Annotated in this window: 20 protein-coding genes; 8 read left to right on the forward strand and 12 right to left on the reverse strand. The window is 70.6% G+C overall.

Going from position 1 to position 14,293, the window contains the following annotated elements; genetic code table 11:
* Positions 1 to 41: 41 nt before the first annotated feature.
* Both ACFPLC_RS18625 and ACFPLC_RS18630 read right to left on the reverse strand, forming a co-directional pair.
* Positions 42 to 1,226 (reverse strand): MFS transporter, encoded by a 1,185-nt coding sequence (locus ACFPLC_RS18625; RefSeq protein WP_191312271.1) that lies wholly within the window; start codon positions 1,224 to 1,226, stop codon positions 42 to 44.
* Between the two features lie 185 nt (positions 1,227 to 1,411).
* Positions 1,412 to 1,735 carry an ArsR/SmtB family transcription factor gene (locus ACFPLC_RS18630; protein WP_378189154.1) on the reverse strand — a complete coding sequence of 108 codons (324 nt, stop codon included), beginning with the start codon at positions 1,733 to 1,735 and terminating at the stop codon, positions 1,412 to 1,414.
* A gap of 109 nt (positions 1,736 to 1,844) precedes the next feature.
* Here ACFPLC_RS18630 and ACFPLC_RS18635 point away from each other — a divergent pair, with 109 nt between their 5' ends.
* Positions 1,845 to 3,023, forward strand: a complete 1,179-nt coding sequence (locus ACFPLC_RS18635) for an MFS transporter (protein ID WP_378189152.1) — start codon at positions 1,845 to 1,847, stop codon at positions 3,021 to 3,023.
* Here ACFPLC_RS18635 and ACFPLC_RS18640 read toward each other — a convergent pair.
* A complete protein-coding gene (locus ACFPLC_RS18640) occupies positions 3,020 to 3,208 on the reverse strand; it encodes a DUF1918 domain-containing protein (protein ID WP_191312265.1) in 189 nt (62 codons plus the stop codon). The two genes, ACFPLC_RS18635 and ACFPLC_RS18640, sit on opposite strands and share 4 nt — an antisense overlap.
* Before the next feature lie 113 nt (positions 3,209 to 3,321).
* On the opposite strand from ACFPLC_RS18640, the gene ACFPLC_RS18645 reads away from it, so the two are divergent.
* A complete protein-coding gene (locus ACFPLC_RS18645) occupies positions 3,322 to 3,840 on the forward strand; it encodes a TrmH family RNA methyltransferase (protein WP_378189151.1) in 519 nt (172 codons plus the stop codon).
* Positions 3,837 to 4,397 (forward strand): hypothetical protein, encoded by a 561-nt coding sequence (locus tag ACFPLC_RS18650; protein WP_378189150.1) that lies wholly within the window; start codon positions 3,837 to 3,839, stop codon positions 4,395 to 4,397. The genes ACFPLC_RS18645 and ACFPLC_RS18650 overlap by 4 nt, the downstream gene beginning before the upstream one ends.
* Here ACFPLC_RS18650 and ACFPLC_RS18655 read toward each other — a convergent pair.
* From ACFPLC_RS18655 to ACFPLC_RS18665, 3 genes are all read right to left on the reverse strand, one after another.
* Positions 4,394 to 4,975: an HhH-GPD-type base excision DNA repair protein gene (locus tag ACFPLC_RS18655; RefSeq protein WP_378189149.1), complete on the reverse strand. Its 582-nt coding sequence runs from the start codon at positions 4,973 to 4,975 to the stop codon at positions 4,394 to 4,396. The genes ACFPLC_RS18650 and ACFPLC_RS18655 overlap by 4 nt on opposite strands.
* Before the next feature lie 123 nt (positions 4,976 to 5,098).
* Positions 5,099 to 5,623, reverse strand: coding sequence for a DUF2165 domain-containing protein (locus tag ACFPLC_RS18660; RefSeq protein ID WP_378189148.1), 525 nt, complete (start codon positions 5,621 to 5,623; stop codon positions 5,099 to 5,101).
* Positions 5,624 to 5,644: 21 nt separating this feature from the next.
* A complete protein-coding gene (locus ACFPLC_RS18665) occupies positions 5,645 to 6,421 on the reverse strand; it encodes a helix-turn-helix transcriptional regulator (protein WP_378189147.1) in 777 nt (258 codons plus the stop codon).
* A 50-nt stretch (positions 6,422 to 6,471) separates the two neighbouring features.
* On the opposite strand from ACFPLC_RS18665, the gene ACFPLC_RS18670 reads away from it, so the two are divergent.
* Entirely contained in the window at positions 6,472 to 6,885 is a 414-nt protein-coding gene (locus ACFPLC_RS18670; RefSeq protein ID WP_378189146.1) for a DUF2000 family protein, read from the forward strand.
* 85 nt (positions 6,886 to 6,970) lie between these two features.
* Positions 6,971 to 7,459 (forward strand): hypothetical protein, encoded by a 489-nt coding sequence (locus tag ACFPLC_RS18675; RefSeq protein ID WP_378189145.1) that lies wholly within the window; start codon positions 6,971 to 6,973, stop codon positions 7,457 to 7,459.
* Here ACFPLC_RS18675 and ACFPLC_RS18680 read toward each other — a convergent pair.
* Genes ACFPLC_RS18680 through ACFPLC_RS18695 form a run of 4 tightly spaced genes read right to left on the reverse strand, consistent with a single transcriptional unit; the run spans position 7,449 to position 9,681 of the window.
* A complete protein-coding gene (locus ACFPLC_RS18680; protein WP_378189144.1) occupies positions 7,449 to 8,135 on the reverse strand; it encodes a hypothetical protein in 687 nt (228 codons plus the stop codon). The genes ACFPLC_RS18675 and ACFPLC_RS18680 overlap by 11 nt on opposite strands.
* Complete coding sequence (locus ACFPLC_RS18685; RefSeq protein WP_378189143.1) at positions 8,132 to 8,743, reverse strand: class I SAM-dependent methyltransferase; 612 nt, start codon at positions 8,741 to 8,743, stop codon at positions 8,132 to 8,134. The genes ACFPLC_RS18680 and ACFPLC_RS18685 overlap by 4 nt, the downstream gene beginning before the upstream one ends.
* A gap of 10 nt (positions 8,744 to 8,753) precedes the next feature.
* Positions 8,754 to 9,134, reverse strand: coding sequence for a DUF2203 domain-containing protein (locus tag ACFPLC_RS18690; RefSeq protein ID WP_378189142.1), 381 nt, complete (start codon positions 9,132 to 9,134; stop codon positions 8,754 to 8,756).
* Positions 9,135 to 9,159: 25 nt separating this feature from the next.
* Positions 9,160 to 9,681, reverse strand: a complete 522-nt coding sequence (locus tag ACFPLC_RS18695) for a hypothetical protein (RefSeq protein WP_378189141.1) — start codon at positions 9,679 to 9,681, stop codon at positions 9,160 to 9,162.
* A gap of 255 nt (positions 9,682 to 9,936) precedes the next feature.
* Between ACFPLC_RS18695 and ACFPLC_RS18700 the strand changes: the two genes are divergently transcribed.
* Complete coding sequence (locus ACFPLC_RS18700) at positions 9,937 to 11,160, forward strand: NADP-dependent isocitrate dehydrogenase (protein ID WP_191312247.1); 1,224 nt, start codon at positions 9,937 to 9,939, stop codon at positions 11,158 to 11,160.
* Between the two features lie 182 nt (positions 11,161 to 11,342).
* A complete protein-coding gene (locus ACFPLC_RS18705) occupies positions 11,343 to 11,639 on the forward strand; it encodes an SH3 domain-containing protein (protein WP_378189140.1) in 297 nt (98 codons plus the stop codon).
* Here ACFPLC_RS18705 and ACFPLC_RS18710 read toward each other — a convergent pair.
* Complete coding sequence (locus ACFPLC_RS18710) at positions 11,636 to 12,184, reverse strand: permease (RefSeq protein WP_191312243.1); 549 nt, start codon at positions 12,182 to 12,184, stop codon at positions 11,636 to 11,638. The genes ACFPLC_RS18705 and ACFPLC_RS18710 overlap by 4 nt on opposite strands.
* Before the next feature lie 307 nt (positions 12,185 to 12,491).
* Here ACFPLC_RS18710 and ACFPLC_RS18715 point away from each other — a divergent pair, with 307 nt between their 5' ends.
* Positions 12,492 to 13,697, forward strand: a complete 1,206-nt coding sequence (locus ACFPLC_RS18715; protein ID WP_378189139.1) for an IS110 family RNA-guided transposase — start codon at positions 12,492 to 12,494, stop codon at positions 13,695 to 13,697.
* A 5-nt stretch (positions 13,698 to 13,702) separates the two neighbouring features.
* Here ACFPLC_RS18715 and ACFPLC_RS18720 read toward each other — a convergent pair whose 3' ends face one another.
* The gene (locus ACFPLC_RS18720) at positions 13,703 to 14,278 is read right to left on the reverse strand and encodes a TetR/AcrR family transcriptional regulator (protein WP_378235872.1); all 576 of its coding nucleotides are present in this window, start codon (positions 14,276 to 14,278) and stop codon (positions 13,703 to 13,705) included.
* Between the last annotated feature and the right edge of the window lie 15 nt (positions 14,279 to 14,293).

Consider the following 14,293-nt stretch of genomic DNA (forward strand, 5'->3'; position numbering starts at 1 on the left):
CCGCACTTTCCCTATGAAAGTGCGGTTATTGGCAATGATTGTCAGGAGGCTAGGGCGAGTTCCCGGCGTTCGGCCTTCGCTTCACGGCGGTCGAGGGTGCCCGAGACGACGGCCAGCGTGAGACCGAAGACCGCGAGCAGCGCGCCGACCCAGTTGGGGGCGACCAGGCCGAGGCCGCCGGCGATCACCAGCCCGCCGAGGTAGGCCCCGATCGAGTTGGCGATGTTGAACGCGGACTGGACGGCGGCCGACACCAGGGACGGAGTGCCGCCCGCCTTTTCCATGATCCGCGCCTGCATCATCGGGCCGATCATGAACCCGGCGACGCCGACGAAGAAGATCGTGATCGCCGCGCCGATCTTGCCCTGCGCGGTGATCGTGAAGATGCCCAGCACCGACGCCAGCGCCAGCAGCGCGATGTACAGGCTCGGCATCAGCGCGCGGTCGGCCAGGCGGCCGCCGAGCAGGTTGCCGATCGTCATGCCGACGCCGGCCAGCGACAGCAGCAACGTGACGTCCGACGGCGAATAGCCGGCGACGTCGGTCAGCATCGGCGTGATGTAGGACAGGCAGGCGAACACGCCGCCCAGCCCGAACGTGACGATCGCCAGCGCGAGGTGCACCTGCGGCCGCTTGAACGCGCCGATCTCGTTGCGCAGCGACGCCTCGGCGGCGGGCTTGCCCTGGTGCGGGACGAGCTTGGCGATGGCCGCGATGGCGACCAGCCCGATCACCGCGACGACGCCGAAAGTGGCGCGCCAGCCGACCTGCTGGCCGAGCAGCGTGCCCAGCGGCACGCCGATGACGTTCGCCAGGGTCAGGCCGAGGAACATCAGCGACACGGCCTTGGCGCGTTCGCCGTGGCCGACGAGGCTGGAGGCGACCACCGCCCCGGCGCCGAAGAACGCGCCGTGGGGCAGGCCGGCGAGGAACCGGAACGCGACGCCGAACTCCTGGTTCGGGGACAGCGCGAACAGCGCGTTGCCCAGCGTGAACAGGCCCATCATGGCCAGCAGCATGGTCTTGCGCGGCAGCCGGACGGCGACCGCGGTGAGCAGGGGGGCGCCGACGACGACGCCGAGGGCGTAGGCGGAGATGAGGTGGCCGGCGGTCGGGATGTCGACGCCGAAGTCGGCGGCCGCCTGGGGCAGCACGCCCATCATGACGAACTCGGTGGTCCCGATGCCGAAAGCTCCGATGGCGAGCGCGAGCAGCGCGACGGGCACGGCACTCCTTCCAGGGTGGGTAAACGATTACTGAGCCTAGGTTTCTGGATCGGTTCAGTAGGTGGTCAAAAAGAAAGACAGCCGATCGGCCCCAGCGCCGTGAGCTGCCTGCGTCCTAGTCCAACAAGCGAGGGGGCCCGTTGTCATCCCGATATCGGGTGACGATCCACACCGTAACGCCGTGATCAGCGCTCGGCGGCCAGAACGCCGTTCAGCAGGCCCGGGAACAGGGCGTCGAGATCGTTGCGGCGCAACGAGTTGAACCTCGTGGTGCCCTCCTGGCGGCCGGCCACGACCCCGGCCTGCCGCAGGATGCTCAGGTGGTGGGTGAGTGTGGACTTGGTCACCGGCACGGTGAGCCCGCCGCACGCGATTTCCTGATCGGTGCTCGCGAGCTGGCGGACGATGGCCAGCCGCACCGGGTCGGCGAGGGCGCGGAGCACGCCTTCGACGGTGATCTCCGCTCGGGCCGGGTGGGCGATCGGCGGCAGGGTGTCGGTCTTGGCCATGAGCCCATTGTACGACGCCGGTCGAAATTGGGAGGCGAGTCGTAGTACGGTGACTGTCGAACTACGACGTTCGTCGAACCAATCCCTGTTTCGCTTGGGGGCTCAGCCCATGTCCGCACCTGCTCCGTCCCGGATCTCCGTCCTCGCCTTCGGCGCCTTCGGCGTCGGCACCAGCGGTTACATCGTCGCCGGGCTGCTGCCTGCGCTGACCGGCGAGCTGCACGTCTCGGCCACGGCCGCGGCGCAGCTCGTGACCGCTTTCGCCATCGCGTACGCGATCGGCTCGCCGCTGTTCGCCGCGGCCACCGGCACCTGGGAACGCCGCACGCTGCTGGTCGCCGCGCTCGCCGTCACCGGGGCAGGCAACCTGTTCGCCGCGCTCGCGCCCGGCTACGGCTCCCTGCTGGTCGCCCGGGTGGTGACCGCGGTCGGCGCCGCGGTGTTCACGCCCGCGGCGAGTGCCGTGGCGGCCGAGCTGACCGTCCCCGAGCGTCGGGGCCGCGCGGTCGCGCTGGTCTTCGGCGGCCTGACGGTGGCGCTCATCTTCGGCGTCCCGCTCGGCAGCCTCATCTCGCAGCACCTCGGCTACCGGGCGGCGTTCGCGCTGGTCGCCGCATTTTCGCTGGTGAGCGCGCTGGCGGTGCGGCTCGCGCTGCCCACGGTCGCCGCGCCGCCGCGGGTGGGCCTCGCCGAGCGGTTCGCCGCGGGCCGCGACCCGCGGGTGCTCGTCATGCTGGCCACGACGGTGCTCGCGTGCTTGGCCGCGTTCATGGTCTACACGTTCGTGTCACCGCTGCTGGCCGCGACCGCGGGCGTGCACGGCACGACCGTGACGGTGCTGCTCTTCTGCTACGGCGTCGGCGGCGCGATCGGCAACTTCGCCGGCGGCCGGGCGACCGACCGCTGGGGTTCGCGCCGGCCGCTGATCGTGGTGACCGTGGCCATCACCGCCGTGATGGCGCTGCTGCCGCTGACGACGGTGACGCCGGTCGCGGCCGGGATCTCGCTGTTCGTGTGGGGGCTGGCGACCTGGTCGTTCAACCCGCCGGTGCAGCACCGCCTGATCGAGCTGTCGCCGGGCCACGCCGGGCTGGTGCTTTCGCTCAACGCGTCCGCGATCTACCTCGGCGTCGGCCTGTCCGGCGTGGTCGGGGGAGCGGTGCTCGCGTCGGGTGGCCCGCTGTTGCTGCCCGAGGTCGCGGCCGCGCTGACCCTCGCCGCCCTGCTGCTGGTGGGCTCGGCGTGGGGGCGGGTCCGCGAGCCTCGGGAACAGGTCGCCGTCGGTTAGTCGGCGTGCGCCTGGACCTCGCAGTCGGGCCCGGGGTACACGAGCCCTTCGTGCCCGTCGGCGAACCGCACCAGATAGGGCGGTGCGCCGTCGGGGCCCCGGACTTCGAGGATCTCGCCGCGCTGCTCGGCCGCTCCGACCGTCCGGCCGTGCACCTGGATTTCGTCGCCTACTCCTGCGTGCATGGGCTTCACCTCCAGGTCCAGGGTAGGAGCGGAAACCCGTCCCGTGGACCCCGCGAACGGGTTAGACTCCGGGGCATGATCAGCGAATTCGGAGGCGCCGCGCCTCGGCGCCGGTGAGCCCTTCGGTCCGGGTCCGCACGCCCCGAGAGCTGCGGAAGTCCCGGCGCAGCAAGGCACATTCCTGTTGGGGCCACCTGGTGGCCGCCCCGCTGTGGCCGTTGCACGGCGTGAACCTCGGCACCCTCCTGCGCACCTGCGACGCCGTCGGAGCGTGCCTCGCCGTGCCGCGGTTCCCGTGGGTGCCTGAGGCGTTGCGGAGGGGGAACACGTTGCGGCGTCCGGCTTGTGTGCACTGGGTCCACGACCCACCGGCCTGGCTGGCGCGCGAACGCGCGGCGGGCACCCGGGTGGTCGGCGTCGAACTGGCCGAGGAGGCCGTCCGGCTGGCCGACCTGCCCGCCGCCCGCGGCCGCACGATCGCCGTGCTCGGCCACGAGCAGACCGGCATCCCGCCCGAGGCCCTCGATCTGCTCGACAGCGTCGTCGAAATCCCGATGGTCGGCACCGGCGCCAGCCTGAACGTCGCGGTGGCCGGGAGTCTCGTGCTCTACAAGCTGGCGGGCCTGCTGTGACGAGTCTGAAGTGGACGGTGGCGGAAAACGCGGCGTGGTGCGCTCTGGTGTGCGGCGGGCAGTTCGGCCCGCGGGCGTGGACTTCGCCTTCCCGCACTCGGGAGTACTACCCGGACGCGGTGACCCTGACGCCGGACGCCACCGCCGCCGACGTCCTCCCGTTCGTCGACGGCTCGGCCGGGTGTTCGGTGAAGGACAGCTTCGCGACCCTGGACCTGCCGGGGTTCTCGATCTTGTTCGAGGCGACCTGGATCGCGTGTGGACCGGGCGTCCCCGAGCCGGGCTGGGGGCCGGTGATCGAGCACGGCTTCCCGGTGGACGACTCGGTGGCGGTGCTGTCCCGCGGCCTGGCGGAGGTCGTCGCCCATCGCGGCGACGGCGTGGTGGGGTTGTCCAACTTCTCGGGCCCGGCCTCGGCGTGGCCCGGCGCGGTGGCGGCGGTGGCCTCGGCGTTCCCGGGGGTCCCGGTGGTCGGCTACGAACACGGCGACGCGCTGCGGACCGCGTTGGACCACGGCGCTTCGGCGCTCGGCCCGCTGCGCGTCTGGGTGAGTTAGCCGGTTTTCGCGGCGGCCTTGGCGGCCTTCTTGAACGCGCGCACCTCGGCGAGGGTTTCGGCGCTCGTGACGTCGGCGATCGACCGGCGTGAGCCGCGGTCGCCGTACGCGCCTGCCGCCTCCCGCCAGCCCTTCGGCTGCACGCCACGCTGCTTTCCCAGCAGGGCCAGGAAGATCTTGGCCTTCTGCTCCCCGAAGCCGGGCAGCGCCTTCAGCCGTTTCAGGACTTCGGGACCATCCGGCTTCGGGCGGCCGTCGAGCCAGATGCCTTCGGTGCGGCCGTCGTAGTTCTCGACGATGTGCTGGGCGAGCGCGTGGACGCGGCGGGCCATCGAACCGCCGTAGCGGTGGATGGCCGGCGGAACCACGCAGAGCTCGACGAACTCCTCGACATCGGTCGCCGCGATCTTCGCCAGCGAGAAGCCGTCCATCCGGTCGGCGATCTTCCGCGGGCCCATGAAGGCGTGCTCCATCGGGAACTGCTGGTCCAGGAGCATGCCGACGAGGAGGGCGAACGGGTCGTCGTTCAGCAGCTTGTCGCCCGCCGGGTCGCCGGTCAGGTGCAGTTCGCGCAGCATGCCGTCATCTTGACACAGCCTGCCGCTCCGGCAGCTTCTCCGGCAGGTGGGTTTTGACCGGTTCGGCATGGCCGGAGAAGTTCATGACCCCGGCGGCGTGACCTCCAGGCCGCGAACCAGCTCTCAGTTGCCGGCGGCGCGTCCCTCCTGACCCGTCGCTTGCCGCTCAGGCAGGTGCGCGACGACCAGCGCCACCGTCGCGATCAGGAAGTTCTGCAGCGCCGGCTGCAGCCCGTTCCACTTCTCCGACTGCCACATCTGGAACCACTCACCGCCGATGGCGAGGAAGCCGACGCCGAACAGCAGGACCCACATCACCCAGCCGAGGGACGACAGGCGCCGGGCCGTCGCGGCGCGGGCGCGGATCCACTGGACCAGGGCCGCGATCAGGACCAGCGCCGTCAGCGTCTCCCAAGCGATGATCACCACGTACGCCGCGTTCTGGAGGCCGGGGCTGCTGATCGCGCGCCACATCATGTCCGGTGAGCGGAACGTCGTGTCCATCGCCAGCACGTGCTGGACGAACGCCTGGTTCGTGCCGAAGTCGGTGATGTTGCCGAACGCGATGAGCGTCATCTGGAGCGCGGTCATGGCGGTGAGGACGACGACCGCGAACCGCAGGCCGCCGAGTCTCGCGAGGAACCCCATGTCCGGATGGTAACGACGCCGTCACCGGGTTTTCGCGTAGCGCGACGGCGTCGTGCCCAGGTACCGCTTGAAGTGCCGCGTCAGGTGCGCCTGGTCGGTGAACCCCGCCGCCGTCGCGACGTCCGCGGCCGGTGTGCCGTCGAGCAGGAGCCGGCGGGCCCGGTCGACCCGGCGGCCCGTGAGGTACCGGTGCGGCGGCAGGCCGAACCGCGCCCCGAAGCAGCGGACGAGGTACGCCGGGTGCGCGCCGAGAGTCTCGCCCGCTTCCGCCAGCGTCAGCGCCTCCGGCAGGCGCGCGTCCAGGAGGTCTCGCAGGTCGTCGGCCAGGCCGCGCTTCGGCTCGTGGGAAACCGGGCGACCCAGGTGGGTGCGCAGGCGGTCGGCGACCAGGACCAGGCGGCTCTCGGCTTCGAGAGCGTCGCCGTGCGAGGCGAGGGACTCGTGGAGCTGGTGGATACGGGTGCGCAGGAGGCCGTCGGCGAGGCTCGGCCGGTCGACCGCCGCGCCGATCAGGTCTTCGCCCAGCACCGGCGTGTCGAGGTAGAGCACGCGCTTGCGGAAGCCGTGGCTGGTCGCGGCGCGGCCGTCGTGGGCGACGTTCGGCGGCAGCAGCGTCACCGCCGGGCCGAGCGCGCCGTGGTGGTGGCGGTCGAGGTCGTAGCGGATGACGCCGTCGTCGACGATCAGCAGCGTCCACGTGTCGTGCGTGTGCAGCGGGTAGGCGTGCGTGGTGAAGCGCGCGTGGAAGACCTCGGCGATCCCCGGGACCGCCGGCCGCCATGCCGCGACGTCCGCCATGTCAAGAACGTACAAGACGCGGCCGTGGCGCCCGGGCGATCGTGACCGGCATGAGTTCCTTCGACACGAAGATCGCCGTCCTGCTCCGCGACGACCTGGCGTCCTGGCAGCGGCTGAACGTCACGGCGTTCCTGGTGAGCGGGATCGCGCACGTGACCCCCGAGCTGATGGGCGAGCCGTACGCCGACGCCGACGACACGCAGTACCTGCCGATGTTCGGCCAGCCGGTGCTGGTCTTTTCGGGCACGGCGGACGTCCTCGCCGCGGCGCACCGCCGGGCACTGGGCCGCGGCCTGCGGTTCTCGATCTTCACCGACGAGCTGTTCCACACCGGCAACGACGCCGACAACCGGGCGGCGGTCCGCGCGGTGCCGGGGGAGAAGCTGGCGCTGGCCGGAATGGCGGTGCACGGGCCGAAGAACGCCGTCGACAAGATCCTCAAAGGTGCGTCGCTGCACCGCTGAGCAAAATTGCTCTATCACTCGGCCGGGTGCTGCTGGGAGCATGATCGGCAGTGCCGCGGAGGGCGGCTCGGGATGGGGAGGTTCCGTGAATTCACTTCGTCGTGCGTGCGTGGTCCTGACGGCGGCGGCCGGGCTGGGCGTGGCCCTCGTGCCGGTCGCCTCGGCGGACCCGGTGCAGACGGTGAGCTACACCTCGGAAGACGGCTCTTGGCCGATGCAGGGCAGCACCCACTACACCTCGCCGGGTGACGAGATCGCCGTGTGGGAGCATGACGGCCGGCTGACGATCGACGTCGACGCGGGCTTCGACTACCTCCGCATCGAGCTGAGCGCACCGGCGGGGGAAACCCTGCACACCGGGACGTACACGGGTGCGCGCTACCGCGGTCCGGGCGACCCGGCGCTCGGCACACCGGGGATCTCGGTGGTCACCCGCGGCTTCGGCTGCGGCGACGACTACGCGGACTTCATGATCGATCGCCTCGACGCGACGGGGGTCGACCTGACGTTCGTCCAGCGCTGCGGCAGCCCCGACGGCCCGGCGACCCGCGGCGAGGTCCACTTCACGGCCTGAGCCGCTCGACCGGCGGCAGCGTCCCCGCGGTCACCCAGGCCACCCAGTCCGCGGGGGCGAACACGCAGTTGCCGGACCGCACCCGGCTCGCGTGCCGTCCGAGCAGCCGCACCGCCCGCCAGAGCTCGTCGTCGGCGTCGTGGCGCTCGAACGTGACCGGATCCGTCGCCCGGCAGAAGACCCCGGTCAGTGAGCTCGCCAGCCGGTCCCGGCGCTGGAGGAACCAGCCGCCGGGATCGGCAGGCGTGCCCGCTTCACCGCCGTAGGTGCGCCACACCACGTCCGGGTCCAGCAGCGTCGCCAGTTCCAGCGCGTCGGTGGACTCGAAGGCACACCGGCTCGCGTACGGCGAGGGCGGCACCGGCCGCGGTTCGACGCCCAGCGATCGCAGGTCGAAGTCGGCAGCCGTCACCCGGATCCGGAGCGGGGCGAGGATCTCGACCGTCACCAGCCCGTCGTGCTCCCCACTCCACGGTTCCTCCAGCGAGTGGTCCGGCGACGGCGGCCCGTCCATCTCCAGCTCGGCCGCGTCGGCGCTCAGCTCGAAGACCTCGACGACGGAGATCTCGCCCGGCACGAGCCGGTACTCCACGTACGCCTCCAGCCGCAGCGACACCCGGCCGCCGTCCGTGGTGACCGCCGTCAGGTGGCCGTCGGCGAACCGCTCCAGGTTCACGGGGCCGTCGCGTGCACCAGGAACACGCTGCGCACGCGGTTCCCGGCGTCGACGGTGAAGGTCTGCGCCGACACGTCCACGAAGTCCTTCGCCAGCGCGGCGGCCCCGGCCTCGTCGAGCGGGAACGACAGATCGCCGGGCACGAACTCGGCGAACGGCCCGGACGGCTTGAACCGCGCGCCCGACACGACCGAGAACGCCAGCCGCCCGCCCGGCTTCAGCACCCGCAGCCAGTCGGCGAACGCCACCGCGCCCAGGAAGTGCAGCGAGGACGCGCACAGCACGACGTCGGCCGAGTGGTCCTCGGCCGGCATCGGCACCGCGGGCCCGACGCGCCACTCGATCCGCCCGTCCGGGTCCTGCGCAGCCGCCTTCGCTTCGGCCCGCGCGACCATCGCCGGCGACAGGTCGACAGCCAGCACGCGCGCGGGCTTCAGCTGCAACGCCGCGTACGCCGCGAAGCCGGTTCCCGTGGCGACGTCCAGCACGAGTTCCGGGCCGGACGGGAGCGGCTCGACCAGGGCTTCCGCCACGGAGACGTGGAACGTGTCGTCGTCGTAGTGCTCGGCTGTGCCGTCGAAGAACGCGGCCCGGGATTCGTCGCTCACGAGCCCCAACCTAGCCGTCGCCACCAGCGATTTTCAGCGGACGGCGCCCGGCGAAACCGAGGTCGGTGCGGTGGTACCAGCTCAGCTCGCGGTCGCCTTCGAGCCAGCACAGGAGCACGTCGGTGCCGTCCAGCTCGGCGGGGAAGTCGACCAGCAGCGGCGCGAACCCCTTGAGCTCGGCGCCGGTGTGCTGCACCGTCGTCATCAGGTCGTCGAGGCGCGCCTGGGCGGCCTTCCACTCGGGCAGCCCGCCCAGCTCGGTGGCCCGGCCACCCGGCCGCAGCGACGCCGCGAGCTCGGCGGCGTCGGCGCGGACGCGCACGAGTTCGTCGAGGACCGGCCTCAGGCGCGCCAGTTCGTCGCGGGCCTCGGCCACGGTGAACAGTCCCATCCGGCGATGATGCCACCGGCGTGCGTCAGCCTTCGCGCCGCCGCCGGACCAGCGCGTTGGCCAGGCCGCTGCCGACCAGGAGGAAGCCCACGCCGAGCAGGCCGCCGATGAAGAGCAAGTCCATGACGCCGTACGCGATGTCGCTCTTCGGCATCAGGTTGACCAGCCGGAAGCCCCACTCGGGCACGGCCATCGCGGCGACGCCGGGCAGCACGCCGTAGATCAGGCCGCCGAGGATCGGGCCGACCGCCGACAGCGCGCCGAGCGCGGCGACGACCAGCAACAGGATCGCCCCGCCGGCCAGCAGCGCGATGCCCAGCGGGTCGCGGTTGGTGCTCAGCGTGGCCTGGATCAGCTGCTGCTGGCGCAGTCCGCCCCAGCTCAGCAGGCCCAGGGCGACCGGCGTGAGCACCAGGCCGCCGAGCGCGCTGACCACGTGCGCGGCGCCCCGGCGCGGCCGCTCGTCGAGCGCGTCGGTGGGGTCGTCCTGCTCCTCGTAGTCGTTCTCGTAGTCGACTTCGTAGTCGGCGTACCGATGGGTCGACATGGCCGTCACCTCCCACTTGGAGTCACGGGTGGCATCGTGCCCCGGTTCACCCCCGAATGCGACGACCGCTCGGCGAACGGTCGAATCGGTGGTCCGGCGGCCGTCCTGCCCGGTGATCCGTGCCACAACGGCCGGGTGGAGACTTGATGCCGACCACTACTTGAACCATCCAGGTGCGTCAAGCAGTACGCTTGTACCGCTACCGGCGAGACGTATCGAAGAACGCGAAGATCCGCGGAAGGAGCACCGCTGCTCATGGCCAAGATCAAGGTCCAGGGCACCGTCGTCGAGCTCGACGGCGATGAGATGACCCGCATCATCTGGCAGTTCATCAAGGACAAGCTGATCCACCCGTACCTGGACGTGAACCTGGACTACTACGACCTGGGTATCGAGGAGCGGGACCGCACCGACGACCAGGTCACGGTCGACTCCGCGAACGCGATCAAGAAGCACGGCGTCGGCGTCAAGTGCGCCACGATCACCCCGGACGAGGCGCGCGTCGAAGAGTTCGGCCTCAAGAAGATGTGGCTGTCCCCGAACGGGACGATCCGCAACATCCTCGGCGGCGTGATCTTCCGCGAGCCGATCGTCATCCAGAACATCCCGCGGCTGGTGCCGACGTGGACGAAGCCGATCATCATCGGCCGCCACGCGCACGGCGACCAGTACAAGGCGACCAACTTCAAGGTCCCCGGCCCGGGCAAGCTGACCGTGACCTACACCCCGGACGACGGCTCCGAGCCGATGGAGTTCCAGGTCGCGCAGTTCCCCGAGGGCGGCGGCGTCGCGATGGGGATGTACAACTTCAAGAAGTCGATCGAGGACTTCGCGCGCGCGTCCCTGCAGTACGGCCTGGACCGCGGCCTGCCGGTCTACCTCTCCACCAAGAACACCATCCTCAAGGCCTACGACGGCCAGTTCAAGGACGTGTTCGAGGAGATCTTCCAGAACGAGTTCAAGGCCGACTTCGACGCCAAGGGCATCTCCTACGAGCACCGCCTGATCGACGACATGGTCGCCGCGGCGATGAAGTGGGAGGGCGGCTACGTCTGGGCGTGCAAGAACTACGACGGTGACGTCCAGTCCGACACGGTCGCGCAGGGCTTCGGCTCGCTGGGCCTGATGACGTCGGTGCTGCGCACGCCGGACGGCCGGACCGTCGAGGCCGAGGCCGCGCACGGCACGGTCACCCGGCACTACCGCCAGCACCAGCAGGGCAAGCCGACGTCGACCAACCCGATCGCGTCGATCTACGCCTGGACCCGCGGCCTCGAGCACCGCGGCAAGCTGGACGGCAACCAGGAGCTGATCGGCTTCGCGAACAAGCTGGAGCAGGTCGTCGTCGAGACCGTCGAGAGCGGCCAGATGACGAAGGACCTCGCCTTGCTCATCAGCAAGGACCAGCCGTGGCAGACGACCGAGGAGTTCCTCGCGACGCTGGACGACAACCTGGCGAAGAAGATCGCCCAGGGCTGAGTTCGCTGCTCGGAGAGCCCCCTTCCCGGTCCGCCGGGGAGGGGGCTCTCGCTTGATCACGCGTTGTCACCTCGCGCGTGTTCCGCTGGCGCCTCCGGGTGGTTGCGACGTCCGGCACTGCCGTCCGGGTAAAGGATTGCCTACCCTTGGCGGGGGACGGGGCACGCGGGTAGGAGGAAGGCATGTCGAAGAAGACTCTGCTCATCTTGGGCGCGCTCGTCCTGGTCGTCATCGTGTACGCCATGAACACGGGCAAGCAGGCGTCGGGGGCTTCGGCGACCGGCTGCAAGGTCACCGTGACCGCGGACGTCCTGAACGCCCGCGAGGCCGCCGACGGCAACGCGAAGATTGTCGGCAAGTACCTGCGCGACGCGCAGTTCGACGCCGTGCCGGGGGTGCAGAACGGCTTCCGCAAGGTGGCCGACGCCAAGTGGGTGGCGGCCGAGTTCACCCAGCCCGTCGCCGGTTCCGCCTGTTAGACGCCCAGCAGATCGGCCGCGAGCGTCACGACGCCGAAAGCCGCGGCCGAGAGGCCCAGCGTCCGTGCGCGTTTCGGATCCCGTTTCGCGGCGGCGCGCCAGTAGAGGCCGATGCCGATTGCCAGCATGAGCAGTTCGACGACGGCCGAGACGGCGGGCAGCCGCCAGAGCCCGAAGCCGAACACGGGCAGGTCACCGGCGTTGCCGGGCAGGATCGGCAGGTCGGCGCGGTGCACGACGAGGTCGAGCAGCCAGTGCGAGAACACGACACCGCCGAGGACGAGCCCGGCTTCGCGCCCGAGCCACTTGCTCGCGACCGCCCCGAAGAGCGCGGCGAGCACGAGCGCGCCGACGAGTGAGTGGGTGTAGTCGGCGTGGATGACGCCGCCGCCGTAGCCCGCGCCGTCGACCGTTTCGACGCCGCTCAGGTAGAGCGGGACGAAGACGACGTCGAGCCAGGCGGTGGCGAGCATGAGCGTCCAGACGGGAATCGCGGGGCGGCCCGCCTTGACGGCGGCGGCCAGCCCGAAGTGCCCGGCGATCATCTGCGGACCTCCGTCCAGGGGAAGCGGGCGTCGAGCACACCGAGCCCGACGGTGAAGAGCAGGACGGCGAGGATGAAGCTCATGGTTTCTCCATAAGATTGTCGGTGTTCAGGACGGGATGTCCTGGATGCCCAGGGCGATGGGGTGTGGCTGATGGTTTCTTGCCTTCGAGGTGGCTTCCGAGGAGTGGCCGCTCCGTCGTTCTGGACGCCCTGGCCGCTGATTGAGATCTGCGCTCGGTCGCTGTTTATGGAGATGCTGGCGGGTCGTCCACGGGGTTGAGCTGCGATGACAGGAGGCAGGCTGGGTGGCCGCAGGGAAGGTGTGGGTCGGTATTGATGTCGGCAAGAGGTTCCATCACGCCTGTGCGGTGGATCAGTCCGGCAAGACCGTGTTCTCGCGGAAGGTGGCCAACGGTCAGGCCGCGATCGAGCAGTTGATCGCCCGGACCACCGCGAAAGCCGCGGAGGTGGTGTGGGCGGTGGACATGACCTCCGGCCCCGCCGGGCTGTTGATCGCGTTGCTGCGCGCGACCGGGCAGCCGGTGCTGTATGTGCCGGGCCGGCTGGTCAACCGGATGGCCGGCGCGTTCGCCGGTGAAGGCAAAACCGACGCCAAGGACTCCCGCACGATCGCCGAAACCGCCCGGCTGCGCGGTGATCTGACCCCAGTGCCCGACCCGGACGAAGTCGTGACCGATCTGCAGGTGCTCACCGCGCGCCGCGAGGACCTGATGGCCGACTGGGTGCGCGGAGTCAACCGGATCCGTGAGCTGCTCGCATCGATTTTTCCCGCGCTGGAGCGGGCGTTCGACTACTCGACCCGCTCGGCGCTGGTGCTGCTGACCGGGTTCCAGACGCCGGACGGCATCCGCGCGGCAGGTGCGGCCGGCCTGTCGGCCTATCTGGCAGAGCAGGGTGCCTGGGCTCCAGGTATTCCGTCCATGGTGGACAAGGCCCTGGCTGCCGCGGCGGAGCAGACCGTGGCCTTGCCGGGGGAAGCGGTGACCGCACCGTTGATCGCGAGGCTGGCCCGGCAGCTGCTGGACTCCGACCGGGAGATCAAGGACCTGGACAAGCAGCTCGCCGACCGGTTCGCCGAACACCCCGACGCCGGGCCCATCACCAGCCTCGACGGGTTCGGCCCGATCCTCGGGGCCCAGCTGCTCGCCGGGACCGGCGGCGACCTGCAAACGGCGTTCCGCAGCTCCGGGCATCTGGCCGCTTATGCCGGTCTGGCGCCGGTGCCCCGCGACTCGGGGCGGATACGCGGCAACCTGCACCGTCCCAAGCGCTACCACCGCGGCCTGCGCCGGGTGTTCTACCTGGCCGCCCTGTCGGCCATCAAACGCCCCGACGGCCCATCCCGAACCTTCTACCTGCGCAAACGCAGCGAAGGGAAGCGACACACCCAGGCCCTGATCGCCCTGGCCCGCCGCCTGGTCGACGTCATCTGGGCGCTCCTGCGCGACCACCGCGAGTTCCATCTCTCACCACCAGCCGCCGCTGCTTGACACGGTCATTGAGACTCCGCGTAGTTCGTGAGGCCTTGGACGAGCATTTTCTTGAGCACTTCGAAGCTCTCGCCGACGTCTTCGGGCCGTCCGAAGCCGCCGGAGGCCTCGAGCCCCGCAAACCCGTGGACGGCGGCGCGGAGGCACCGCGTGGCATGGACGGACTGGGCGTGATCGAAGCCGAACGGCCGCAGAACGGCGAAGACGACTTCGGCAACGGCGTGGGTCGCGGCGCTGAGTTCGGTATCCCCCCGATCGGGGGCGGCGGTCAGGGCGTGGGTCCGGTGCGGGTGGGCTTGCAGGTAGTGGCGATAGGCATCGGCGACCGCGGCGACGGCATCCCCGCCTTCGCGCCCGGTGGCGGCGGCGCGGAGGGTTTCGGCCATTTCCTTGACGACGCGGAGGTCGATCAGCCGCCGAAGGTCGGCGAGGTTCTTGACGTGCTTGTAGAGCGAGGGCGCGGCAACGCCGGCGCGGTCGGCGATCTTGGCGAGGGTGAGTTCTTCGGGGCCCAGGTCATCGACGACCGCGACAGCGAGATCGACCACGGCGTCGGTGGTCAGGCCGGCTCTAGGCGACATGGTGGCTACTTGACA

This window comes from Amycolatopsis plumensis (assembly GCF_042652605.1).
Taxonomy (GTDB): domain Bacteria; phylum Actinomycetota; class Actinomycetes; order Mycobacteriales; family Pseudonocardiaceae; genus Amycolatopsis; species Amycolatopsis plumensis.

Excerpts from the sequence above, each read along its gene's own strand:
- ACFPLC_RS18660 (WP_378189148.1), bottom strand. The coding sequence starts at position 5,623 with ATGGGGTTCCTCGCGAGACTCGGCGGCCTGCGGTTCGCGGTCGTCGTC.
- ACFPLC_RS18705 (WP_378189140.1), top strand. The coding sequence starts at position 11,343 with ATGTCGAAGAAGACTCTGCTCATCTTGGGCGCGCTCGTCCTGGTCGTC.
- ACFPLC_RS18720 (WP_378235872.1), bottom strand. The coding sequence starts at position 14,278 with ATGTCGCCTAGAGCCGGCCTGACCACCGACGCCGTGGTCGATCTCGCT.
- ACFPLC_RS18665 (WP_378189147.1), bottom strand. The coding sequence starts at position 6,421 with ATGGCGGACGTCGCGGCATGGCGGCCGGCGGTCCCGGGGATCGCCGAG.
- ACFPLC_RS18700 (WP_191312247.1), top strand. The coding sequence starts at position 9,937 with ATGGCCAAGATCAAGGTCCAGGGCACCGTCGTCGAGCTCGACGGCGAT.
- ACFPLC_RS18710 (WP_191312243.1), bottom strand. The coding sequence starts at position 12,184 with ATGATCGCCGGGCACTTCGGGCTGGCCGCCGCCGTCAAGGCGGGCCGC.
- ACFPLC_RS18670 (WP_378189146.1), top strand. The coding sequence starts at position 6,472 with ATGAGTTCCTTCGACACGAAGATCGCCGTCCTGCTCCGCGACGACCTG.
- ACFPLC_RS18655 (WP_378189149.1), bottom strand. The coding sequence starts at position 4,975 with ATGCTGCGCGAACTGCACCTGACCGGCGACCCGGCGGGCGACAAGCTG.
- ACFPLC_RS18635 (WP_378189152.1), top strand. The coding sequence starts at position 1,845 with ATGTCCGCACCTGCTCCGTCCCGGATCTCCGTCCTCGCCTTCGGCGCC.
- ACFPLC_RS18690 (WP_378189142.1), bottom strand. The coding sequence starts at position 9,134 with ATGGGACTGTTCACCGTGGCCGAGGCCCGCGACGAACTGGCGCGCCTG.
- ACFPLC_RS18640 (WP_191312265.1), bottom strand. The coding sequence starts at position 3,208 with ATGCACGCAGGAGTAGGCGACGAAATCCAGGTGCACGGCCGGACGGTC.
- ACFPLC_RS18630 (WP_378189154.1), bottom strand. The coding sequence starts at position 1,735 with ATGGCCAAGACCGACACCCTGCCGCCGATCGCCCACCCGGCCCGAGCG.
- ACFPLC_RS18695 (WP_378189141.1), bottom strand. The coding sequence starts at position 9,681 with ATGTCGACCCATCGGTACGCCGACTACGAAGTCGACTACGAGAACGAC.